At 62.6% G+C, this 21,826-nt stretch carries 21 protein-coding genes; 9 read left to right on the forward strand and 12 right to left on the reverse strand.

Features of this window, described 5'->3' with window-relative positions; genetic code table 11:
- Positions 1-190: 190 nt before the first annotated feature.
- The gene (locus VDP82_RS18045; RefSeq protein WP_416347067.1) at positions 191-316 is read right to left on the reverse strand and encodes a transposase; all 126 of its coding nucleotides are present in this window, start codon (positions 314-316) and stop codon (positions 191-193) included.
- 375 nt (positions 317-691) lie between these two features.
- On the opposite strand from VDP82_RS18045, the gene VDP82_RS02335 reads away from it, so the two are divergent.
- Positions 692-1,645 (forward strand): sugar-binding transcriptional regulator, encoded by a 954-nt coding sequence (locus tag VDP82_RS02335; RefSeq protein WP_323013226.1) that lies wholly within the window; start codon positions 692-694, stop codon positions 1,643-1,645.
- 39 nt (positions 1,646-1,684) lie between these two features.
- Positions 1,685-3,739, forward strand: coding sequence for a bifunctional aldolase/short-chain dehydrogenase (locus VDP82_RS02340; protein ID WP_323013227.1), 2,055 nt, complete (start codon positions 1,685-1,687; stop codon positions 3,737-3,739).
- A 68-nt stretch (positions 3,740-3,807) separates the two neighbouring features.
- Here the strand turns inward: VDP82_RS02340 and VDP82_RS02345 are convergent, their stop codons facing one another.
- Genes VDP82_RS02345 through VDP82_RS02355 form a run of 3 tightly spaced genes read right to left on the reverse strand, consistent with a single transcriptional unit; the run spans position 3,808 to position 7,453 of the window.
- A complete protein-coding gene (locus VDP82_RS02345; protein WP_323013228.1) occupies positions 3,808-4,854 on the reverse strand; it encodes a substrate-binding domain-containing protein in 1,047 nt (348 codons plus the stop codon).
- A 35-nt stretch (positions 4,855-4,889) separates the two neighbouring features.
- Positions 4,890-5,930, reverse strand: coding sequence for an ABC transporter permease (locus tag VDP82_RS02350; RefSeq protein ID WP_323013229.1), 1,041 nt, complete (start codon positions 5,928-5,930; stop codon positions 4,890-4,892).
- A gap of 11 nt (positions 5,931-5,941) precedes the next feature.
- The gene (locus tag VDP82_RS02355) at positions 5,942-7,453 is read right to left on the reverse strand and encodes a sugar ABC transporter ATP-binding protein (RefSeq protein WP_323013230.1); all 1,512 of its coding nucleotides are present in this window, start codon (positions 7,451-7,453) and stop codon (positions 5,942-5,944) included.
- Between the two features lie 137 nt (positions 7,454-7,590).
- Between VDP82_RS02355 and mtnK the strand changes: the two genes are divergently transcribed.
- Genes mtnK through VDP82_RS02380 form a run of 5 tightly spaced genes read left to right on the forward strand, consistent with a single transcriptional unit; the run spans position 7,591 to position 13,016 of the window.
- Positions 7,591-8,862 (forward strand): S-methyl-5-thioribose kinase, encoded by a 1,272-nt coding sequence (mtnK, locus tag VDP82_RS02360; RefSeq protein ID WP_323013231.1) that lies wholly within the window; start codon positions 7,591-7,593, stop codon positions 8,860-8,862.
- Positions 8,859-9,953 (forward strand): S-methyl-5-thioribose-1-phosphate isomerase, encoded by a 1,095-nt coding sequence (mtnA, locus tag VDP82_RS02365; RefSeq protein ID WP_323013232.1) that lies wholly within the window; start codon positions 8,859-8,861, stop codon positions 9,951-9,953. Before mtnK ends, mtnA begins: the two co-directional genes overlap by 4 nt.
- Before the next feature lie 3 nt (positions 9,954-9,956).
- A complete protein-coding gene (locus VDP82_RS02370) occupies positions 9,957-10,883 on the forward strand; it encodes a transketolase (RefSeq protein WP_323013233.1) in 927 nt (308 codons plus the stop codon).
- Between the two features lie 13 nt (positions 10,884-10,896).
- Positions 10,897-11,898, forward strand: a complete 1,002-nt coding sequence (locus tag VDP82_RS02375) for a transketolase family protein (protein ID WP_323013234.1) — start codon at positions 10,897-10,899, stop codon at positions 11,896-11,898.
- A complete protein-coding gene (locus VDP82_RS02380) occupies positions 11,898-13,016 on the forward strand; it encodes a RuBisCO large subunit C-terminal-like domain-containing protein (protein ID WP_323013235.1) in 1,119 nt (372 codons plus the stop codon). Before VDP82_RS02375 ends, VDP82_RS02380 begins: the two co-directional genes overlap by 1 nt.
- A gap of 10 nt (positions 13,017-13,026) precedes the next feature.
- Here VDP82_RS02380 and VDP82_RS02385 read toward each other — a convergent pair whose 3' ends face one another.
- The 7 genes from VDP82_RS02385 to VDP82_RS02415 form a co-directional block, all read right to left on the reverse strand.
- Positions 13,027-13,773, reverse strand: coding sequence for an SDR family NAD(P)-dependent oxidoreductase (locus VDP82_RS02385; RefSeq protein WP_323013236.1), 747 nt, complete (start codon positions 13,771-13,773; stop codon positions 13,027-13,029).
- Positions 13,773-14,600 (reverse strand): purine-nucleoside phosphorylase, encoded by an 828-nt coding sequence (locus tag VDP82_RS02390; protein ID WP_323013237.1) that lies wholly within the window; start codon positions 14,598-14,600, stop codon positions 13,773-13,775. Before VDP82_RS02390 ends, VDP82_RS02385 begins: the two co-directional genes overlap by 1 nt.
- Before the next feature lie 18 nt (positions 14,601-14,618).
- Positions 14,619-15,935: an amidohydrolase gene (locus VDP82_RS02395; protein ID WP_323013238.1), complete on the reverse strand. Its 1,317-nt coding sequence runs from the start codon at positions 15,933-15,935 to the stop codon at positions 14,619-14,621.
- Entirely contained in the window at positions 15,936-16,841 is a 906-nt protein-coding gene (locus VDP82_RS02400; protein ID WP_323013239.1) for an ABC transporter permease, read from the reverse strand.
- Positions 16,831-17,880: an ABC transporter permease gene (locus VDP82_RS02405; protein WP_323013240.1), complete on the reverse strand. Its 1,050-nt coding sequence runs from the start codon at positions 17,878-17,880 to the stop codon at positions 16,831-16,833. Before VDP82_RS02405 ends, VDP82_RS02400 begins: the two co-directional genes overlap by 11 nt.
- Positions 17,880-19,382, reverse strand: coding sequence for an ABC transporter ATP-binding protein (locus VDP82_RS02410; RefSeq protein ID WP_323013241.1), 1,503 nt, complete (start codon positions 19,380-19,382; stop codon positions 17,880-17,882). The genes VDP82_RS02405 and VDP82_RS02410 overlap by 1 nt, the downstream gene beginning before the upstream one ends.
- A gap of 62 nt (positions 19,383-19,444) precedes the next feature.
- Positions 19,445-20,455 carry a BMP family ABC transporter substrate-binding protein gene (locus VDP82_RS02415; protein WP_323013242.1) on the reverse strand — a complete coding sequence of 337 codons (1,011 nt, stop codon included), beginning with the start codon at positions 20,453-20,455 and terminating at the stop codon, positions 19,445-19,447.
- 182 nt (positions 20,456-20,637) lie between these two features.
- Between VDP82_RS02415 and VDP82_RS02420 the strand changes: the two genes are divergently transcribed.
- Positions 20,638-21,012 (forward strand): cupin domain-containing protein, encoded by a 375-nt coding sequence (locus tag VDP82_RS02420; protein WP_323013243.1) that lies wholly within the window; start codon positions 20,638-20,640, stop codon positions 21,010-21,012.
- A gap of 74 nt (positions 21,013-21,086) precedes the next feature.
- On the opposite strand, the gene VDP82_RS02425 is transcribed toward VDP82_RS02420, so the two are convergent.
- Positions 21,087-21,323, reverse strand: a complete 237-nt coding sequence (locus VDP82_RS02425) for a hypothetical protein (protein ID WP_323013244.1) — start codon at positions 21,321-21,323, stop codon at positions 21,087-21,089.
- Between the two features lie 19 nt (positions 21,324-21,342).
- Between VDP82_RS02425 and VDP82_RS02430 the strand changes: the two genes are divergently transcribed.
- Positions 21,343-21,705 carry a hypothetical protein gene (locus VDP82_RS02430; protein ID WP_323013245.1) on the forward strand — a complete coding sequence of 121 codons (363 nt, stop codon included), beginning with the start codon at positions 21,343-21,345 and terminating at the stop codon, positions 21,703-21,705.
- The last annotated feature ends 121 nt before the right edge of the window (positions 21,706-21,826 follow it).

Consider the following 21,826-nt stretch of genomic DNA (forward strand, 5'->3'; position numbering starts at 1 on the left):
TCGGGATCAATCATCATTCTCCTCCGATCCAGGCTCAGCGATCGAAGGCTTTGGCCGAAAAACCGCGCTCGACGGCGAGCTGGCCGATCTTGGCGTGCAGCTTCGTCACCTCGGTCTCCCGGCCGACCTGCGCATCCGCCCTCTTGTCGTCAAACGCCTTGGCCGGCCCGTCGATGACCTGCCGCCTCCACTATGTGATCCGGTTCGGATGCAACTGGTGCTTCGTCGCCAGTTCCGAAATCGTCCGCTCGCCGCGGATCGCCTCAAGCGCGACCTTGGCCTTGAAATCGGCCGAGAACCGTCTGCGTGTATTCATGCTGGATCGTCCTTTTCATCGGACAATCCAGCCTATGCTCCTGTCTTAAAAACCGGCACCATCTCAGAAAGCGTATTTGTAGCGAGCTTGGTTGGTGAACTGCACGCCGTTGTCGGTCAGCTCCGTATGGATGATACAGGGAAACCTACATCCGTTATGGGATGACGCCGCTGCTCGCTGCACTCAACATCGCAACGGGGCGATGACCGTGGGCCCCTTCTTCCTCCCCGCATTGCTGGTACGGGCCGCACAGGCCAACCAGCACCGCCCCTACCCCTGGGCACACTCCTACTGGCATGCAGATCGGGTGGTCATCAGAAATTGACTTTTGTCAGCCGCCATGACTAATGCTATCAACTTGGGAAAGAATAGATTATGGCAATCCGCCCGACCGATCAGATTATCCACAAGGCCGCATGGCTTTATTATACTCACGGCATGCGCCAGGACGAAGTTGCCCGACACTTGAGTATCTCACGCGCATCAGTCGCCATGTATCTGCGCAAGGCGCGTGAAACCGGCATCGTCACCATTTCCACCTCGAGTCAGCTTTTCGCCGATGGTGTTCTGGCGCGCGAACTCGAAGATGCCCTGGGCCTCGACGACGTGTGGATCGTGCCGGAGGATCGCTCCGCCCTCGACCCGGCCGCCGAAATGCCGACGGTCGCCGCCACCGCCTTCACCGAAAAAATCAGCAGGGGCGACCGCGTCGGCGTCGCCTGGGGACGCACAGTCTACCACATAGCCGACGTGATGCCCTATGTCGATTTGCAGGATGTGACCGTAGTCCAGCTCTGCGGCAATCTCGGCGCGCCCTATAATTACCGCCCCGACCAATGCACCACCGAAATCGCCCGACGCCTCAATGCCGAAGGAATCAATCTCTATGCGCCCCTGGTGCTATCTTCGGAGGAATTGGCGGCTGCGCTGATGGATGAGCCAGTGATCCGCGAGCAATTGGCCTCCATTTCCTCCTGTTCCCTGGCGCTGTATTCGGTGGGCGGTATCGAGGACGACAGCCACCTGGTCAAATGCGGCGCCCTGTCGGCAGCGGAGATGCAGGCGCTGGGCCGGGTAGGAGCGGTGGGCGTCATGGCTGGCCGGCTGATTGATGCCGACGGCCAATTGATCGACTGCTCCTATAACCGAAGAGTTATCTCGGCCGATCTCGACTCCATCCGCACCATTGCCAAGCGCATGATGGTGGTCGAGCAAGCGACCAAATTCCTACCCCTCGTTGCCGCTATCAGAGGCGGGCTGGTCTCCCATCTGGTGATCACCACCTCCATGGCCCGCCGCCTGCTCGACCACTGGACCAAGGGGCCGTAATGCCCCGTTCGCAAATTTCCGAATGACCGAGGATAACCCATGCTCAATCTCTGGAATGACGCCGAAGCCGAGGCGATGGTCGCGTCTTATGCTGCCAAGGGTGTAAACCGCGATCTGGCATTGCGCACCTATACGACCCGCCTTCTGGGTGGTGAGCCACGCTTGGTTTTGCATGGCGGCGGCAATACGTCGGTCAAGACCAACATGTCCGATCTGGTCGGGGACAGTTGGGACGTTCTGTGCGTCAAGGGCTCGGGCTGGGATATGGGCACTATCGAGCCCGCCGGCCTGCCCGCAGTCAAGCTCGCCCCGCTTTTGAAAGCCCGCAAGCTGGAACAGCTTGGCGATGAGGATATGGTGGCCTTGCAGCGCGCCAATCTCATCGACCCGGCCGCACCCAATCCCTCGGTGGAGGCGCTTCTTCACGCCTTCATTCCGCATAAATTCGTCGACCACACCCATTCCACTGCCATTCTCGCCATTGCCGACCAGGCAGAGAGCGAGAGGATGAGCCGCGAGATCTTTGGGCCGAAAATGGGTTTCGTGCCCTATATCATGCCTGGCTTCGATCTCGCCAAACTCGCCGCCGAGGTCTTCGACGAGGATCCGAGCGTCGAGGGCCTGATCCTCGACAAGCACGGCATTTTCACCTTCGGCGACACGGCCAAGCAGGCATACGATCGAATGATCCATTATGTGTCATTGGCCGAAGACCTTGTGCGGCAGAACGGCAGAAATCCCTTCTCTCCAATTACCCTACCCGCCACACTCGCCACCCCGGAAGACATCGCGCCCATGCTGCGCGGCGCCATCGCCTTTGCCAAGGGGGAGGGATCGTTCGAAAGGTTCGTGTCCGAATTCCGCACGTCGCCGGACATTCTGGCCTTCGTGAACGCCGCCGAAGTCGAAGACATGGCCCGCCGCGGTGTTTCGACCCCCGACCTGTCCATCCGCATCAAGACCGGCCCAATGGTCCTGCCGGCGCCCGATGCCGGACAATTGGACGGGTACCGCGCCGTAATTGACGAGCGGGTGGCCAAATTCGTTGCCGACTATACCGAGTATTTCCGCGTGAACGACGCCCGCGATGACGTGGCACGGACCATGCTCGATCCCATGCCGCGCCTGACCCTGGTGCCGGGCCTAGGCATGTTCGGGCATGGCCGCACGCTCAAGGACGCCAAGATCGCTGCCGATGTCGGAGAGACCTGGATCATGGCGGCGCGCGACGCCGAAGCCATCGGGCGGTTCGAACCGGTCTCCAAGCCCGACCTTTTCGATCTCGAATATTGGTCGCTTGAGCAGGCCAAGCTAGCCGGCGCCAAGCCCAAGCCGCTGACCGGGCAGGTGACCGTGGTCACCGGAGGAGCAGGAGCCATCGGCGCCGCCACCGCCAAAGCCTTCGCCGCGCAGGGCGCGCATGTGGTCGTGCTCGATCTCGACGGCGACAAGGCCAGGCTCGTGGCCAAGACTATCGGCAATGTTGCGATCGGCTGCGCTTGCGACGTCACCGACCCGTCATCGGTTCGCGCCGCCTTCGACATGGCGGTCAAGATTTTTGGCGGCGTCGATATCGTCGTTTCCAATGCCGGGGCGGCGTGGGAAGGGGCGATTGCCACGCTGGACGAGGCATTGTTGCGCAAGAGCTTCGAGCTGAACTTCTTCTCGCATCAGAGCGTGGCCCAGAACGCGGTGCGCATCATGAAGCAGCAGGGCACAGGCGGCGTGCTGTTGTTCAACGCCTCCAAGCAGGCGGTCAATCCCGGCGCCAATTTCGGCGCCTATGGTCTGCCCAAGGCGGCGACTCTGTTTCTTTCCCGCCAATATGCGCTCGAGCATGGGAAGGACGGCATTCGCGTCAACGCCGTCAATGCCGACCGGATTCGCTCGGGATTGCTCAATGATGAGATGATTGCCGCCCGGTCCAGTTCGCGCGGATTGAGCGTCAAGGATTATATGTCGGGCAATCTGCTCGGTCTCGAAGTTACCGCCGAGGACGTCGCACAGGCCTTTGTGCATCAGGCGCTGGCCAGAAGCACGACCGCCGATGTCACCACTGTGGATGGCGGCAATATCGCGGCGGCGATGCGATAGCCCCCAGGCGCAAAAAAGGAAGGGCGGCGCCGTGAAGCGCCGCCCTTTTTCATTGATGTCCGGCTCGATCAGCGGGCCGGCAGAGGCATCCAGCCAGGAATTGCGACTTCGGCATGGGCGAATTGCGGCAGCTTGCCGGACAGCTCTTCCATATTCTTGATGTCGTTGTCGTTGAGCTGGGCCTGGGTGATCAGCGTCGGCGGGATGATGACATTGTGCCCGGTATCCTCGCCAGCCAGCATCATGGCGAGCGCGCGCACCGAAACTTCGCCCACCACGGCCGGATTGGTGGCGGCGGTCGCGACCCAGGCCGAACCCGGCTCGCGCATCGCCGCGATGTCGGCGGTGGAAATGTCGGCCGAATAGATCTTGACCTGGCTCGACATGCCGGCTTCGTCCACGGCGATCTTCACGCCCTTGGCAAATTCGTCGTAGGGAGCGAACATCACGGTGATGTCGGGATTGGCTGCCAGCACCGAACGAGCTTGGTTGGCCACCGAATTGGCGATCGGATTGTCGAGCGTGCCGAACATGGCCTTTTCGTTGATGCCGGGATATTTGGCCTTGAATTCCTTCCAGACCTCGTCACGCCGATCCAGCGGGGCGATGCCGGCGACATAGACATAGCCGGCGGTCCAGCTTTCGCCGTTGTCGGCGATGGCCTGTTCGAGCGCCAGGCGCGCCAGGTCGTGGTCCGATTGCTCGATCTGGGGAATGGCGTCGTTCTCGACATTGACGTCGAAGGCCACGACCTTGATGCCGGCATCCACGGCGCGCTGCGCGGCTTCCTTCATCGATTCGGTGAGGCCGTGCTGGATGATGATGCCGTCCACACCCAGTGCAATGGCCTGATCGACCATGTCGGCCTGGAGCGCGGCGTCCTGGCGGCTGTCGAGCACGCGCAGTTCGACCCCGAGTGCCTTGGCCTGGGCCTCGACGCCCGAGAGATAGGCCTGGAAGAAGTCGCCGGTGGAGAGATAGCGCACCAGGGCGATCTTGACCGCGCCCGGATTGTCGAAGGGCGCCGGCATGGTCTGCGCCAGGGCGGTGCCCCCGAGCAGGCTTACGCCGAAAAGGCCGAGGGCGAGTTTGCCGAGAAGTCTACGAGAGATCATGCTTTCCTCCGTTTGCATGAAAAGCGGGAGTTGCCTTAGCGTCTGCCCCGCTTGGAGAGGGCGAAAGTGAAAACCAGGGCGACGACCAGAACCGCGCCCTTGACGAAATCCTGGGTGTAATAGGGCGCGTTCATCATCGTGAGGCCCTGCAGGAGAATGCCGACGAACAGCGCGCCGATGGCCGTGCCGAAAGCATTGGGCTTGGCCGCGCCCAGCACCGCAAAGCCGATCAAGGCGGCGGCGACCGAATCCAGCAGGAGATTATTGCCCGAAGCAATGTCTCCACGCCCCAGGCGTGCCGCGAGCAGGATGCCGCCAATAGAGGCGAAAACACCCGAAATCACATAGGCCCAGATCTTGTAAGCCTTTACCGGCGCGCCAGCCAATTGGGCGGCGCGCTCGTTCGAGCCCACGGCGTACATCATGCGCCCGAAGCGGGTATATTCGAGGAAAAACCAGATCAGGATAGCGAGGGCGATTAGCATCACCACCGAAACCGGCAGCAGATTGGGTTGGAAGAAGTCGAACCGATGCCGCCCCAGGGCCAGGAATTCCGGGCTGAACGTGCCGTTGGCGGTGGAGCCGTCAGGCATGGTCATGCCGGTGGCGATGGAGCGTCCTTCGGTGGGGATGCGTTGCAGCCCGACCAGCAGGAACATCATGCCCAGCGTCGCCAGGAGATCAGGCACGCGCATATAGACGATGAGGACCCCATTGATCACGCCGACAATGGCACCGATGGCCAGACACAGGGCGACCGCCGTCCAGCCATCGAGCCCCATTACCACCATGGCGTAGGACGAGGCCATCATGGCGGTGGTGGCGACGGAGCCGATGGACAGATCGAACCCGCCCACCACCAGCGTGGCGGTGACGCCCAGCGCCAGAATGCCGGTGATGGAAACCGATTGCAGGATGAAGACGGCGCTTTGCGGGCTGGTGAAGCCGCTGGTGGAGAGAGAGAAAAACAGCACCATGCCGACCAGCAGCACGATGAAGCCATAGCGAATGGCATGGTCGCGCAGGCTCGCGCGTGCCGGTAATGCGGGGCGGGGTGCGGCGTTTGCCTGGGGCATTTGTGTCTCTGTCATTGTTCTGCCGCCTCATGCTGGCCGGCAATTTCCGCCAGCAGCCGGTCCATATCGATCTGCGAATTGCGGTGTTCGCCGACTATTGTGTGCTCGCTCATGACGAGAATACGGTCAGCGCATTCGAAAGCCTCATCCAGCTCGGTGAGGAAAACCAGCGTCGCCCGTCCCGCCGCCGAAGCGCGGAGTTTCTTGGCGATATCCCGGCGCGCGGCGATGTCGACGCCCTGGAAGGGCTCGTCGAGGATCAGCACGCGGCTGGCCTGGGTCAGCCAGCGGGCCACCATCACCTTCTGCTGATTGCCGCCGGACAGCATGTCCATCTCGTCGCGCTCGCTGCGGCAGACAATGGCCAGGCTAGCGATCTGGCGCTGCGCCTCTGCGCGCTCGCGATCGCGCCGCGATACGGAAAAGCTCGACAGGCGCCTCAGAAAGGGCAGGCTCATGTTCTCGTAGATATTGAAGTCGGGCACGATGCCGTTATCGGACCGGTCCTTGGCGACGAGGAAGACGCCCGAGGCAATCGCGAGCCCGGTGTCGCGCGGGGCATAGGCGCGCCCGTCCAATGTCATTTGTCCGCCAAGCGGGCGGCGGGCGCCGAACAAGCTTTCGGCCAGGGCCGTCTTGCCCACGCCCACCAGCCCGGTGACCGCGACGATTTCGCCATCGCCCAGGGTGAAGGAGAACGGTTTTGAGGTCGGGGCGATGCGCAGCGCCTTGACGTCGAGGATGGCTTGACCGCCCTCGCGCACCGCCACCGCATTGAGGTTGATCTTCTGCCCCAGCATGGCATTGACCGCGCCCTCGTAATCCAGCTTCTCGCCCTCGAAAACGCCGGTGATGCGCCCGTCCCGCAGCGACACGATGCGATCGGCCAGGCGGCGGATATCGGACATGCGATGCGAGATATAAAGGATGGCGACGCCGCGCGCGCGCAGCCGGTCGATGAGGTCGAACAGGCGATTGGCCTCCGCGCTGGAAAGCGAAGAGGTTGGTTCGTCGAGGATCAACACCTTGGGCTCATGCGCCATGGCGCGGGCGATCGAAACCATCTGCCGGTCTGCCAGTGGCAGGTCCCCGACCATGGCGGAAAGATCGAGCGTCAAATCCATGCGCTCGGCGACCAGCCTTGCCTGCCGGCGCACGGCGCGCGGATTGAACAGCAGGGGCGCGCCCTTGCCGCTCAGCCGGTCAAGGGTGAGATTGGTGGCGACATCCAGATCGGCCACCACCCCGTCATTGATGTTCTGATGTACGGTGACGACGCCGGCACGCATGGCTTCGGCGGGCGTGGCCGGCTCGAACGCTTCCCCGGCCAGGATCATGGCGCCGCCATCGCGGGCATATACGCCGGAGACGATCTTGACCAGCGTGGATTTGCCGGCCCCGTTCGCGCCCATCAATACGGTAACGGCGCCGGATTTGAGCGTCAGATCGACCCCACGGAGCACGGGAATCGGCCCGAAGGCCTTATGTAACCCGGCAATGCGGAACACGGCTTCTTCGTCCATGCGCTCCTCCCTTATGCCGACGCTATCCCGCCCCCTCATCAGATGTCAAGCGAGTTGACATTTGTCAGAACCCTGTCCTACGAAAGAGGGGCCGGACGGCGCAAAACCAGGAGCCCGGCGGCCGCAGGAGGAAAGAATTGGCTGAAACGCAGGACTTTCAGGCACTCGATGCCGTCACGCTGCCGGCGCGTCTCGGCGACAATCCGGCCATGCGCGCCGCCTTAGGCAGCGATGCGAGTAGCTGGCGGGTGCGTGAAGTGGGCGATGGAAACCTGAACCTCGTCTTCATCGTCGAGGGCGACAAAGGCACCGTCATCGTCAAGCAAGCTCTGCCCTATGTGCGGCTGGTGGGGGATAGTTGGCCGCTGCCCCTCAAGCGCTCATTCTTCGAATATCACGCCCTAAAACGCCAGGCAGAGCGCGATCCGGGCATGGTGCCGGAAATCCTGCATTTCGATGAAGCGCAGGCGCTGATCGTGATGGAATTCCTCAGCCCGCACATCATCCTGCGCCAGGCCCTGATCAACGGCCAGCAATTGCCCAGGATCGGGCGCGATCTCGGACTTTTCCTTGCGCGCACCTTGTTCCGCGGCTCGGACTTCTCGATGCCCACCAAAGCGCGCAAGACCGATCTGGCGCTTTTTGCCGATAATGTGGAGCTCTGCGACATTACGGAAAATCTGGTATTTTCTGATCCCTATTTCGATGCCAGAATGAACCGCCATACCAGCCCGCAACTCGACGGGATCGTGGCCGAACTGCGCGCCGACCGCGACATGAAGGTGGTGGCGCAGAAGATGAAGCATCTCTTCGCCGCCAATGCGGAAACCCTGCTGCATGGCGACCTGCATACCGGCTCGGTCATGGTGACCATGGACGAGACCCGGGTCATCGATCCCGAATTCGCATTCTATGGCCCCATGGCCTTCGATGTCGGCATGTTGCTCGCCAATTTCTGGATGAATTTTCTGGCGCAGGCCGGGCATGAGGAGGCCGGCAGCCGCGATGGCATGCGCGCCTATCTCCTCGACGTCATCGAGCAGATCTGGTCCAGCTTCACCGACGAATTTACCCAGCTCTGGCGCACGGAACGCAAGGGCATTCTTTACGAAACGCGGCTTTTCGAGGATCGGGGCGACGCGCTTGGCGCCGAGCAGGCGCTTGACATGGTGCTGCACGATATTTTTGTTGATGCCCTCGGCTTTGCCGGGGTGGAGATGCATCGCCGCATCCTGGGCCTTGCCCACAATGCCGATTTTGAAACCATTGCCGATCCCAACCTGCGCGCCCGTTGCGAAACCAAGGCGCTCAAGCTCGGACGCCACATCGCGGTCAACCGGCACGCCATTCATTCCATTGCCGAGGTCAACAAGCTGGCCGTCCGGCTCGAAAAGGAGTTCGTTCGTTGAAAGTCGGAGATCGCCACTATCACACTATCTGGCTCAACACGGACGCACGGTCGGTCGAGATCATCGACCAGCGCTGGCTTCCCCATGAGTTCAAGATCGTGACGCTCAAAACCGTCGATGACGTCGCCGTCGCCATCCGGGACATGTGGGTACGGGGCGCGCCGCTGATCGGGGTCACCGCCGCCTATGGCATGGCGATCGCCATGCATGACGATGCTTCGGACGCGACCCTCGATGCCGTCTGGGACAAGCTGCACGAGACAAGGCCCACAGCCATCAATCTCAAATGGGCACTGGATGAGATGCGCACATTGCTGCGCCCGCTGCCGCCCGGGGAACGGGCCGCCGCCGCCTATCGCCGGGCCGCCGAAATTGCTGAGGAGGATGTCGAGCTGAACCGCAATATCGGGCTCAACGGACTCCAGATCATCCGCGAGATCGCTGCCAGGAAGAAGCCCGGCGAAGTGGTCAATATCCTGACCCATTGCAATGCCGGCTGGCTCGCCACCGTCGATTATGGCACCGCGACGGCGCCGATTTATCTCGCCGCCGAAGAAGGCATTCCGGTCCACGTCTATGTCGATGAGACCCGCCCACGTAACCAGGGCGCGCAATTGACCGCCTGGGAGCTGAATGGCCATGGCGTGCCTCACACGCTGATCGTCGATAATGCCGGCGGCCATCTGATGCAGCACGGCCAGGTGGACATGGTCATTGTCGGCACCGATCGCACCACTGCCAATGGCGATGTGTGCAACAAGATCGGCACCTATCTCAAGGCCCTCGCCGCCAAGGACAATAACGTGCCGTTCTATGTCGCCCTGCCCTCGCCGACCATTGACTGGACGGTGAAGGATGGGGTGAAGGAAATTCCCATCGAAGAGCGCACCGGCGACGAGGTTTCCTTCGTGCAGGGGCGCGGCCCGGACGGCAAGACGGTCTCGGTGCGCATCTCGCCCGAGGGCAGCCCGGCGGCCAATCCGGCCTTCGACGTGACCCCCGCGCGCCTCATCACCGGCCTGATCACCGAGCGCGGTGTCGCGAAAGCCTCGCCCGAGGGGCTAAAAGATCTTTTCCCCGAACGGAACTGAGCCATGTCCATCCCCAATCGCCAATCGACCGAAGACGTCGCGGCCGGCATTCGCAGGCGGGTCTTCCTGCACACGATGCGCAATAATGGCGGCTATCTGAGCCAGGCCTGTTCAGCGGCCGAAAGCCTGGCCCTGCTCTATAATGAAGTGCTCAAGCTGGGCGAGCCGACGCTGCCGAAACTGCCGCCACCCTTTGCCGGCGTGCCTTCGGCCGGCAATCCCGATGCCTTTACCGGCGCCGGCTATCACGGGCCGTTCGCTCCCGAGTATGACCGCTTCGTTATTTCTCCGGCGCACTATGCCCTCGTCATCTACTCGGCTCTGATTCAGATGGGGCGAATGGACGAGAATGCGTTGGATCATTTCAACCGCGATGGCGGATCGGTGGAAATGATCGGCGCCGAACACAGCCCCGGCATGGAAGTGACCACGGGTTCGCTGGCGCAGGGCCTGTCCATGGCCGCCGGCCTTGCCTGGGCGCGCAAGCGCAAGGGCGAGCCCGGCAAGGTATGGGTCTATATGTCCGATGGCGAATTCCAGGAGGGCCAGACCTGGGAGGCGCTGGCCGCACTATCCTATCACGGCATCGACAATATCCGCGCCATCGTTGACGTGAACCGCCAGCAATGCGACGGCGCCATGTCCTCGGTGCTCGATCTGGGCGATCTGCCCGGCCGGGTCGCCGCTTTCGGCGTGACCTGCCGGTCCGTTGATGGTCATGACCTCGACGCGCTGCGCGCCGCCGCCGACAGCGCTGAACCGGGCAAGCCGCTGGTGATCCTGGCCAACACCTCGCCCTTCCAGGGCATGAACTATCTCCAGAAGCGCTTCCCGCGCTTGCACTATGTACGGTTCAAGACCCGGGAAGAACGCGAAGACATGAAACTGGCTTTGGCCGCCGAACTCGGCGTTGACCTGGCCGATATCTGAGAGGCGCGGAAAAATGGTCGAAATCGTCAATCGCCCCTATGCCAGGGCCTTCGAAACATTCGCATTGGCGCGCCCGGATGTAATCTGCCTGTCCGCCGATCTCACCTCGTCCTGCGAGGTCGATGGTTTTCGCGACAGACACCCCGAGCAGTTCCTGTCTCTCGGCATGGCCGAGCAGAACATGCTTTCCTTTGCCGGCGGCATGGCTATGCACGGCTTCCGGCCGTTCCTGCATACATTTGCGGTCTTTCTCTACCGCCGACCCTATGATCAACTGATCAATTCCATCGCCTATTCGAACCGCAAGGTGCGGCTGATGGGCTTCCTGCCCGGCATTACCACGCCCGGCGGCATCACCCATCAGGCGATCGAGGATATTGCGGTGATGCGCGCCATCCCGAATATGACGATTCTGGAAACCGGCGACGCCACCGAGGTCGAAACCGTGCTGGATATTGCCGACGCCGTGGATGGGCCGGTTTATGTCCGGGTGTTGCGCGGCGAGGTTCCACGCCTATTTTCCACCCCGTTCGAGTTCAACAAGCTGCGCACGCTTTCGGAAGGCGATGACATCCTGGTCGTCACGTCCGGTGTCTGCACCGAAGAAGCCATGCGGGCCGCCGAACCGTTGAAGGCGCGCAATGTTGGGGTGCATCACCTGCATGTGTCGACGCTGAAGCCGTTCGACCGGGCAGGTTTGCTGCAAGCGGCGCGCGGCAAGAAGGGCATCGTCACGCTGGAAAACCACCTCATCAATGGCGGCCTCGGCTCTCTGGTCGGGGAAATTCTGGCTGAGGAAGGCCTTGGTATCCGCCTCAGGCGGCTGGGCCTCAACGACACCTTCGCGCATGGCGCCTCCAAGCCTTATCTGATGAAGAAATACGGGCTCGACGCCGCGGCGCTGGTCAAGGCCATTGGCGAGCTTCTGGGCCGGAATCTCGACATCGACGATGCCGAATTCGAGGCGGCGCGTCTCGATACGGTCCATTCGGCGCAAAAGGCGGAAGCGCTCTGATGGCGCGCTTTTCGGTAACCTACTGGCTTGGCGCGGACGACGAGCAGGAGGCGCGCGCGCGCGCCCTTGACATCGCGGCGGAGCAAACCGTCGAAATCCCCCGCGATATCGTGCCGAAGGGCTATGTCGAGGACGAAATCCTCGGCCGCCTCGAAGCGCTGCGCCCTGGCGTGGATGCGCGCGGCGGATATCTGGCCGAAATCTCCTATTCGGACGATGACGTCGGCCCCGATTTCGTGCAGCTCCTCAATGTCGTTTTCGGCAATTCCTCGATCAAGACGCAGACCCGCGTCGAGGACATGAGCCTGAGCGAGGCCATCACCGATCTCTGTCCGGGCCCCAAATTCGGCGCTGCCGGCCTGCGCGCGCGAGCCGGCGTTTCCGGGCCGATCCTGATGTCGGCGATCAAGCCGGTGGGGTTGACGACACCGGAACTGGCCGGTCTCGCTCATCAATTTGCCCTGGGCGGGATGAACCTCATCAAGGACGACCATGGATTGGCGAGCCAGGCCATGTCGCCCTATGAGGAGCGGCTGAAAGCCTGCACCGAGGCGGTGGCCGAGGCCAATCTGAGGACCGGGTTCAACGCCGCCTATGTGCCCAACATTTCCGGTCCGGCCGTCGAGGTGCTCGATCGCGCCTGGATGGCGCAGGAACTCGGCGCGGGCGCCGTCATGCTCGCCCCTTCGCTAATCGGCTTCGACATGGCAAGGACGCTGGCGGCCGATCCGGATTTCCTCCTGCCGATCATTTCGCACCCGACTTTTGGCGGAACCAATGTCATCACCCCGACCACCGGTTTCTCGCATCGGTTCTTTTTCGGTCTGTTGCAGCGGCTGATGGGGGTGGACGCGGTGGTCTACCCCAATTTCGGCGGAAGGTTCGGCTTTACCCGTGCGGAATGCCTTGCCATTGCCGAAGGCTGTTCGGTGGAATTTTCCGGGTTGAAACCTGTCCTCCCCGCACCAGGCGGCGGCATGACGCTCGAGCGCATTCCCGAGATGCGGGCGACCTATGGCGATGACGTGGTCTATCTCATCGGCGGGGCGCTGTTGCGCGAGCAGGACGACCTGCCCGCAGCCTGCCGGCGTTTGGCGGAAGCGGTGGGGCAGAGCTGAGAGACTTGCCCTACCAGCTCGGCGCCGCCAGCACCCCGCCATCCACCACCAGATTGGCCCCGCTGATCCACCGCGCCGCATCGGAGGCGAGGAACAGCGCCGCGTCGGCAATGTCTTCGGGCGTCCCCAGCCGCCCGAGCGGGGCGTTGGCCAACCAGCGGCCGACGCCTTCGGGCCAGCGGGCGGGCAGGCCGCCAGTATCGATGAGGCCGGGGGAAATGGCATTGACCCGGATGCCTATCGGCCCCAATTCGAGTGCCGCCGCCCGCGTCAGCATGAGCAGCGCCGCTTTCGAGGCCGCGTAGTGAGCGTGCCCGGCAGCGGGCTGGAGCCCTTCGATGGAGGCGACATTGACGGCGCAGGCCGGTCGCCCCGCGTGCGCCAGGGCGCGCATCAGCGCCATAGGGCCCGCCACATTGGCGGCCATCATTGCGGCCATCGCGTCGCCGGTAATCGCTTCGAAGGGCAGAACGGGTTGCAGGCCGGCATTGTTGACGAGAACGTCGACCGGACCAAGCGCCTCGGTCACCGCTTCCATCAGCCCTATGCACTCATCCTCCGCGGAGAGGTCGGCTGAAAAGGCCAGGCCGCCGATATCGGCGGCCAGCGCTTCGGCGGCCTCGCGATTGGCGTGATAATGCACGGCGACCTTCGCCCCGGATTTGGCAAAGCGCAGGGCAATGCCCTGGCCGATGCCGCCGGACGCACCTGTGACCAGCACGACGTCACCGGAAAAATCGAAATGTGCCGGAGCCATCAGAGTGTCGGGAACAGCTTTTCGAGGATGGCGGTGATCTTCTGGCCGGAAATGGCGGCATTCTCGATCACATCCTCAATGGTGTCGGGCGCTTCGCCCGGTGCGCCGGTGGCGGGATTGGTGATGGCCGAAAGACCGAGGACCGGCAGGCCGGCGTGCACGGCGGCGATGGTTTCGAGCACAGTCGACATGCCCACCGCATCGCCCCCCGTGGCGCGGAAATATCGGCGCTCCGCCGAGGTTTCGAGCGAGGGACCGGTAAGCCCCAGATAGATGCCGCGATGCAGTCTCTGGCCGGCGGCCTCGGCGGCAGCAATGGCCTTTTCGCGCAGGGCCGGGTCATAGGCGCGGGTGAGATCTGGGAAGCGCAGGCCGATCTCGTCATCGTTGGGTCCGATCAGCGGATTGTGGCCGGTGAGATTGATATGATCCTCGATCAGCATGACCGAGCCGGCCTCGAAAGCCGGGTTCAACCCGCCGGCGGCATTGGTGACGATGAGCTGTTTGGGACCGAAAGCGTTGAGGAGGTAGATGGCGAGGGCGATGTCGCGCGCCGTCCAGCCCTCATAGAGATGCACACGGCCCTGCATCAGCACCGTGCGGCGGCCGAAGAGCGTGCCGATGACCAGGCGCCCCTGGTGGCCGGGGGCGGTGGAGACCGGAAAGCCAGAAATTTCCTGGTAGGGGATATAGGTGGCGTCGGCAACCATGTCGGCCAGATGGCCAAGGCCGGTGCCGAGGACAATGGCAGTGTCGCAGGGCGCGCCCATGCGTTGGGCGATCGAAGCGCGCGCTGCATTGAGCCGGTCGATCTGGCGGTGTGTCATCGAAAAACTCCTAAAAGATCAAATGATCGAAGCGCGGATGGCCGGGATCAGCGCTTCGGCTTCAGCCAGCGTGTCGGCGATGTCGAGCCTTGTGAGCCGTCCGTCGCGCACGACCTGTTCGCCGCCGAGAAAAACGTGGCGCACGTCGGATTTATTGGCGGAATAAACGATATGCGTCATGGCGTCGAACATCGGCACGGCATGGGGGCGCCGAAGGTCGAGCAGGATCATGTCGGCGAATTTACCGATTTCCAGCGAGCCGATGCGGTCGGCGGCGTTCAGCGCCTTGGCGCCATTGAGCGTTGCCATGGCCAGGGCCTGCCGGGTAGTGACGACGCTGGCATCCATGGCGACCGCCTTGTGGACAGTAGCGGCCAGCCGCAGGGCAAGCCACATGTCGAGATCGTTGCCCGACACCGCGCCATCGGTGCCCAGCGCGATATTGATGCCGGCATCGAGCATTGCGGGCACACGGGCGAAGCCGGAGGCCAGCTTGAGGTTCGAGAGCGGATTGTGTACCGCCGTGGCGCCACGCCGCGCCAGAACGGCAATCTCCGCATCATCGAGATGCACACAATGGGCAAAGACCGAACGGTCATCCACCAGGTCGTGATCTTCGAGATGATTGACGATACGGCGGCCATAGCGCTCGGTTACGGTTTGCTGTTCGGCCGTGGTTTCGGCCACATGGGTGCAGAACAGGGCATCGTATTTGCGCGCCAGGGCCCAGGCGTCCTGCAAATGCTCAGGCGAAACCGTATAAGTGCCATGCGGCAAGGCGGCGGCGAAGACATCTTCGGCGCCCTTGAAGGTGTCGAAGAAAATCTCGGCCTTGCGCAGGCGTGCGGCGTGATCCTCGCCGGTCGGGCCGGGATAGTCGAAAAAAATGCCGCCCGTCGATACCCTGACGCCGACATCGCGGCCGGCCTGCACGGTTTCGTGCGGATGCCAGAACATGTCCATCACCGTGGTGACGCCGCCCAGCAATTGCTCGGCAAAGCCGAGCACCGAGCCCAGATGGGTGGTCTTTGGGTTGAGGATCGCCGCCTCGGCCTTCCACACGGTTTCCAGCCAGGGTTCGAGCTTGAGGTTTTCAACGAGGCCACGGAAGAGGGCGCTGGCGGCGTGGCAATGGGTGTTGATCAGGCCCGGCATGAGCAGCATGCCGGACGCGTCGACGACACGTTTTGCCTGACCCTGCATGGCGGCGAGTTCGTCCGCATTGCCTATATGGGTGATGCGGCCATTGCGGACGGCGACGCCGCCTTTTTCCAGCGTGGTGCCTTTGGCATCGGCCGTCGCCACGACGGCATTGGTTACGATCAGATCGATCATTTACGCCACTTTCGCTTTGCGCCAGGCCGAGAGCGCGAGGAGGACGATTAGCGTGGCCAGATAGGGCATCATGTCGCTGAATTGCTGCGGCAGGCCCAGGCCCTGCACCCGGAACGAGAAGGAATCCACAAATCCGAACAAGAGGGCGATCAGCAGCACGGCGATGGGATGGCCGCGCGTCAGCAACACGGCGACCACCGCGATCCAGCCGCGTCCGGCGCTCATGTTCTCGACGAAGAGATTGACATTGGCGATGGACAATTGCGCGCCGGCAAGGCCGCAAAGCGCCCCGCACATGACCAGGGCCCAGAGGCGCACACGGTTCGGATTGACGCCGCCGGCCACGAGGCCGGCCGGGTTTTCGCCGGCGGCGCGAATGCGCAGGCCCAGGCGGTGGCGGGCGAAAAAGATCTGCAATGCGAGCGCAGCCGCCACCGCGAGATAGAACAGGATCGACTGCCCGGACAAGAAGGGGCCCAGCACCGGTACCTGCGACAGGCCGGGAATGTGGATGGGGGAAAAGCCCCTGATTCCGGGATCGCGGAACGCGCCCGAGACATCGAAGATGGCGCGCAACAGATAGACCGTCAGGCCTGCCGCAAATAGGTTGAGCCCGATGGAGACGACGATGCCATCGCCCTTGCGGCGCAGATGAAATTCAGCAAAGAGCAGGCCCATGATCACGCCGCCGGCCATGGCGGCAAGCGCGCCCCACCATTCCGAGCCGAGGAAATAGGAGCCGAGAACGGCGCAGAAAGCGCCAACCAGGATAAAACCTTCCAGCGCGATATTGAACACGCCCGCCCGCTCGCAGATCGCCCCGCCAAGGGCGGCGAGCAGAATAGGGGTGAGAAAACGCGGCACTGAATTGAGAAAGGCCGGGTCGAGCAGCATATCAAGTCCCATTGCCGCTCTCCCTGTCGTCGGCAAGATTCGCTCCGGCCACGCGCCCGGCCACGAACAGGATGATGACCGCCTGCATGATCAGGGCAATCTCCTTGGGCACATCAGCGCTGCGCTCCATGCCCGCGGCGCCGGTCTGCACGGCGGCGAAAAATAGGCCTGAAAGCGGCACTGCCCAGGGCACCATGCCGACCATCAGCACGGCGATGATCCCGGTCCACGCATAGAGCGGCTGCACCAGCATGCCATCGGTGAAGCGATGATGGACGCCGTAGACGGCGAGCGCGCCCACCAGCCCGGCAATCGCGCCGCTCAGCATCAAGGTGCGCAGCGTCAGCGCCGTGACCGGCAGGCCGGAGGCGCGGGCGAAATTCGGCGCCAGCCCGTTCATGCGGGCGCGATAGCCGCCAATGGTCATGTTGGAATAGACGATCGCCAGGATCGCGACGACGATTATGGCAAGGATGCCCATGTCGAGCCGCGTACCGGAAAAAAGCGGTATCCAGGCCTCATTGGCCACCTGAAATGTCTGGGGCAGGCCGGACGCCACATCGCGGAACGGGTGGCCGACGAGATAGGAGGCGATATAGCGCGCCGGATAATTGAGCAGCAGCGAGCCGATCAGCAGCGGTACGCCGACATAGGCGTACATCATGCCGGCCAATAGCCCCCAGAGCGCTCCGGCCATCATGCCGGCGCCGATGCCGGCGAGCAGGACAAGCCAGCCCGGTCCTGGCAGATAGACCCCGACCAGGGCCGCGACGATGCCGCCGGCCACCAATTGCCCCTCGCCGCCAATATTGAAGAGTCCGGCGCGGAAACTGATCATCACCGAGAGCGCCATGCCCACGATCATGGTGGCGCGGCCCAAAGTGGTGAAGAGATAGGCAAGGTTCCGCCCGCCGAAGGCGCCGTTGAAAAATCCGGTCACTGCTTCGCCGAAATCCGCGTTGGCGATGAGCATCAGGGCCAGCAAGATGCCGAAAATCCAGGCGAAAACGGCAAGCCAGGGGCCGATCTGGCGCATGAAGGTCTGCTCCATCACGCCGCCCTTTCCGAGGTCATCAATGCGCCTATGGTGAGCCTGTCGGCCTCAGCCGCTGCGAATTCCCCCGCAATATGCCCCTCATAGAGCACCAGAATACGGTCGGAAAGCGCGAGGATTTCATCCAGCTCGGTGGAGACGAGCAGGATGGCGTGACCCAGATCGCGCATGCGGATCAGTTCGCGATGGATGAAATCGATGGCCCCAATATCGACGCCCCAAGTGGGGTTTTCGGCGATGATAAGCGGCGTTTCCCGCGCGAGTTCGCGCCCGACGACGAGCTTCTGCTTGTTTCCGCCAGACATCGAGGAGCAACGCGCCGCCGGCCCCGCGACCTTGATGGTGAAGCGTTCGATCAGCTGGCGCGCAAAACCGACCATGGCGGGGCGATCGAGCAGTGGACCCTTGCTGAAAGCGGAGGTGCCTTCGCGACCGATTACGGCGTTTTCGTAGACGCGAGCGTCGAGGGCAAGCCCGACAGTCTGGCGGTCGGCAGGGATATAGCTTAGCCCCGCCTCGCGGCGCCCGGCCACATCGGCATGTGTCACGTCGTGACCCAGAAGACTGACTTTGCCGGCGACGGGTTTGCGCAGGCCGACCAGCGCTTCGATAATCTGGCTTTGGCCATTGCCGGAAATGCCGGCAATGCCGACGATCTCGCCGCGTTTGACCTCGAAGCTGACCGGTCCGGCCATCCGGCCGTTGCCGCGCGCCGAGAGGTTTTCGACCTTGAGCACCGTGGCGCCGACGGCCTGGCCGCCGCGTGTCAGCGGCGCCGGCAGGTCGCCCCCGATAATGCCCCGGGCGATTTCATCCTTGCCGGTTTCCGCCATGGCGCAGGAACGCACCAATTTGCCGCCCCGCATGACGCTGACCCAGTCGGCAATCGCCACGACCTCGTCGAGCTTATGCGTGATAAGGGCGATGGATTTGCCGCTTTCGCGGAAGTTCCGGAGAATCTTGAACAGGTTCTCGGTTTCCTGCGGGGTCAGCACCGCCGTAGGCTCGTCGAGAATGAGCATTTCGGCATCGCGATAGAGAACCTTGAGGATTTCGACGATCTGGCGCTCGGAAACGGACAGATCGGCCACCTTGCGATCGACCGCTACACCAATGCCATAAAGGCGCGCGACTTCTTCGAGACGCCGGCGGGCCGCAGAGAAATCGACAAAGCCGAAAATGCGCGTCGGCTCTGCGCAGAGCACGACGTTTTCAAGGACGCTCATGGCGTCCTGCAACATAAAATGCTGATGGACCATGCCCAGCCTGGCGGCGATGGCGTCCTGCGGGTTACGCCAGCGCTTTTCCGCACCATCAATCCTGATGCTGCCCGCATCGGGGCTGATCATGCCGAACAGCACATTCATCACCGTGCTCTTGCCGGCGCCATTCTCGCCCACGACCGCATGGATCTGGCCGGGCGCGAAGCGCAGCGATACCTGGTCCACGGCCGTTAAGGGGCCGAAACGCACCGTGATGCCGCTCATTTCGACCTGCATGGACTGCCCCGGAACAGAATTGGCCCGCCGTCCCGGAAAGACAGCGGGCCGGATCACATGTCTTAGTTCGCGGTCATCGGATCAGCGATGACGAGCGAGCCGTCCTCAATCTGGGCGGCGACTTCGCGCACCCGGTCCAGAACGTCCGGCATGCCGGCAATCAGGCACTGGCTATCCGCCAGACCGTCTTCGGAAAGCCCGATGATCGACATGCCACCTTCCTTGAGACCCAGGGTGGAAAACGTCTGCTTGCCGCCCGCATCGATGGCTTCGATCGCCGCCAGAATGGCATTGTCGACGCGCTTGAGCGTGCCGGAAACCATGTGCTCGGGCGCTTCGGGGCAGAGGTTCACGTCAACGGCGAAGGCCTTGAAATCGGCTTCCTTGGCGGCCTCGAACACGCCGAAATCGCCGCCGGACGTGGCGGTAAAGATCACGTCCGAACCGGCGGACCTGATGGCGAGGGCCTGTTCCTTGGCGCGTACAGGATCGGCGAACGGATTTTCGCCGCCCACCCAGCGGATATCTACCTCGACGCCTTCCTTCTGCGCCTTGGCGCCCATGGCATAGCCGTCGGTATAGCGATGCAGGAACGGAATATCGAGCGCCGAGACCACGCCCACCTTGTTGGTTTCGGTCAGCATCGCCGCGACGACGCCGATCAGATAGGTCGCCTCATATTCGCGAAAGACGGCGCAATGAACGTTATCGGGACGATTGTCGATGCACTGGTCGACGATCAGAAATTGGGTATCGGGCACGGTCGGGGCGAGTTCGGCGATCACGTCGTTGAATTCGAACCCCGCCACGACGACGACCGAAGCGCCTTCATTGATGGCGGCCTCGACATTTTCCTTGCGCGCGGCGGCATTGGCGCTTTCGAAGGTCTTGGCCTCGGCGCCGTATTTTGCGGCGGCGGCCTCGGTGCCCGTCTGCCCCATCTTGAGGAAGGCATTGACCCCGATCGGATCGGGGGAGACATAAACAAAGAGTTTGTCCTGCGCCTGCGCGGCGCTTGCGGCGCCCAAAACGGCCAGGCTCGCGCCCGCCAGAAGCGAAATCCACGACTTCATCGAAACCTCCTGCTCACCGCCGCTGAACCCGCAGCGGAATTCTCCGAGGAGACAAGCATGCCACCCTGTTGCCGGCAAGCGTCTCCACCCTTTAACCGCCTGCAAGAGAACAATGGCTTTGACAGGAGTCAAGGCAATTTCTACATTCGTCAGCGGCTTTTACAATTGTCAAAGTGCGCATCATGACTCCTATCTGGTTCATCCCCGCCTCCGGTCTGCCGGAGTTCTTCACCACAGAGCGGTGCCACATCACCGAATTGCATAACGCGGCGGAAAGCCCCGAGGCCTCATTGGCCGTGGCGCGAGTCGAGCCGGGGATCACGACCCAGCTTCATGCCCTGACGGGCGTCACCGAACGCTACATCGTCCGCAAGGGTGAAGGGCTAGTGGAAATCGGCGGGGTCACGCAGAAGCTGCGGGCGGGCGACAGCGCGGTCATCTTGGCCGGAGTGGCGCAGCGGATCACCAATACCGGCACGGACGATCTGGAATTCTATTGCTTGTGTACGCCACGATTTGTCCCCGAATGCTATAAGAATTTGGAAGAAAGCTGCTGAACCTTTGCACCATGTCACTGCGACATCGGAATGCTCCGCGCCACGGGGTGGGGTGACGCTCAGCACCGAAATCGTCACGGGATATGGATCAGCACATCGCCGAGTAGATCCGCAAGGCCGGAAAACGCGATCGGCACGCCGGCCGAAACAGCATCGGAGAGTGCCTGTAGCCGGCGCCGGTCCACGAAAAAGGGTGCGAAGGGCGTCTTGTCCCGCTCCTTGACCCGGAATACAGGCGATCCCGCCCAGAAGTTATTCTTTAATATATTGTTCAGGGAGACACGGACCGCTCCGTCCGGCGGTGCAAACATTGCAGGTTCCGGCCACAAGGTGCCTGTTCCGATCGGTAGCCCGCTCAATGCCCATTATCCAGTGGCATCGATCGTTTCTAGCGCGCGGTCCAGAGATGGACTGGTCGACAAAGGTATCAACGTCCGGCGGGTGCCGCTTGCTTTCTTCCAACATATGAATGATGCGATCGGCCAGTTCAGGTTGACCCCATTCCCGTTCGAGCGCGACGCGATCCGCTGCGCTGAGTTTGGAATCAAATCCGCGCGTTGCGAGCATACGCAGGGACACAGCCTCAGCGAGATCGGAAAACCATCGCCTGAGTACCGGCGACGCCCCCCTGGCAAGACACTTGTGCAGATATTGGAAAAGCTGGCTTTTGTTCATCTGTCCGGTTGGCCATAACGGGAACAATTCCTCGCTTCTGGCGGTCAGGACGGACGATAGCGTGCGCGCGGTTCGGGCATCCTGAACGGCGAGGCTGAGTTGCACAAGGACGCGTCTGGGTGCGGGCGTCCAGCGGCGC

The organism is Devosia sp. (genome assembly GCF_034675085.1).
Taxonomy (GTDB): domain Bacteria; phylum Pseudomonadota; class Alphaproteobacteria; order Rhizobiales; family Devosiaceae; genus Devosia.

What these genes read in the sequence shown, in the direction of transcription:
- VDP82_RS02410 (WP_323013241.1), bottom strand. Translation starts at nt 19,382, where the DNA reads ATGCAGGTCGAAATGAGCGGCATCACGGTGCGTTTCGGCCCCTTAACG.
- VDP82_RS02425 (WP_323013244.1), bottom strand. Translation starts at nt 21,323, where the DNA reads ATGTTTGCACCGCCGGACGGAGCGGTCCGTGTCTCCCTGAACAATATA.
- VDP82_RS02415 (WP_323013242.1), bottom strand. Translation starts at nt 20,455, where the DNA reads ATGAAGTCGTGGATTTCGCTTCTGGCGGGCGCGAGCCTGGCCGTTTTG.
- VDP82_RS02395 (WP_323013238.1), bottom strand. Translation starts at nt 15,935, where the DNA reads ATGATCGATCTGATCGTAACCAATGCCGTCGTGGCGACGGCCGATGCC.
- VDP82_RS02350 (WP_323013229.1), bottom strand. Translation starts at nt 5,930, where the DNA reads ATGCCCCAGGCAAACGCCGCACCCCGCCCCGCATTACCGGCACGCGCG.
- VDP82_RS18045 (WP_416347067.1), bottom strand. Translation starts at nt 316, where the DNA reads ATGAATACACGCAGACGGTTCTCGGCCGATTTCAAGGCCAAGGTCGCG.
- VDP82_RS02370 (WP_323013233.1), top strand. Translation starts at nt 9,957, where the DNA reads ATGTCCATCCCCAATCGCCAATCGACCGAAGACGTCGCGGCCGGCATT.
- VDP82_RS02380 (WP_323013235.1), top strand. Translation starts at nt 11,898, where the DNA reads ATGGCGCGCTTTTCGGTAACCTACTGGCTTGGCGCGGACGACGAGCAG.
- VDP82_RS02335 (WP_323013226.1), top strand. Translation starts at nt 692, where the DNA reads ATGGCAATCCGCCCGACCGATCAGATTATCCACAAGGCCGCATGGCTT.
- VDP82_RS02345 (WP_323013228.1), bottom strand. Translation starts at nt 4,854, where the DNA reads ATGATCTCTCGTAGACTTCTCGGCAAACTCGCCCTCGGCCTTTTCGGC.
- VDP82_RS02340 (WP_323013227.1), top strand. Translation starts at nt 1,685, where the DNA reads ATGCTCAATCTCTGGAATGACGCCGAAGCCGAGGCGATGGTCGCGTCT.
- VDP82_RS02390 (WP_323013237.1), bottom strand. Translation starts at nt 14,600, where the DNA reads ATGACACACCGCCAGATCGACCGGCTCAATGCAGCGCGCGCTTCGATC.
- VDP82_RS02420 (WP_323013243.1), top strand. Translation starts at nt 20,638, where the DNA reads ATGACTCCTATCTGGTTCATCCCCGCCTCCGGTCTGCCGGAGTTCTTC.
- VDP82_RS02355 (WP_323013230.1), bottom strand. Translation starts at nt 7,453, where the DNA reads ATGGACGAAGAAGCCGTGTTCCGCATTGCCGGGTTACATAAGGCCTTC.
- VDP82_RS02400 (WP_323013239.1), bottom strand. Translation starts at nt 16,841, where the DNA reads ATGGGACTTGATATGCTGCTCGACCCGGCCTTTCTCAATTCAGTGCCG.
- VDP82_RS02385 (WP_323013236.1), bottom strand. Translation starts at nt 13,773, where the DNA reads ATGGCTCCGGCACATTTCGATTTTTCCGGTGACGTCGTGCTGGTCACA.
- VDP82_RS02375 (WP_323013234.1), top strand. Translation starts at nt 10,897, where the DNA reads ATGGTCGAAATCGTCAATCGCCCCTATGCCAGGGCCTTCGAAACATTC.
- VDP82_RS02405 (WP_323013240.1), bottom strand. Translation starts at nt 17,880, where the DNA reads ATGGAGCAGACCTTCATGCGCCAGATCGGCCCCTGGCTTGCCGTTTTC.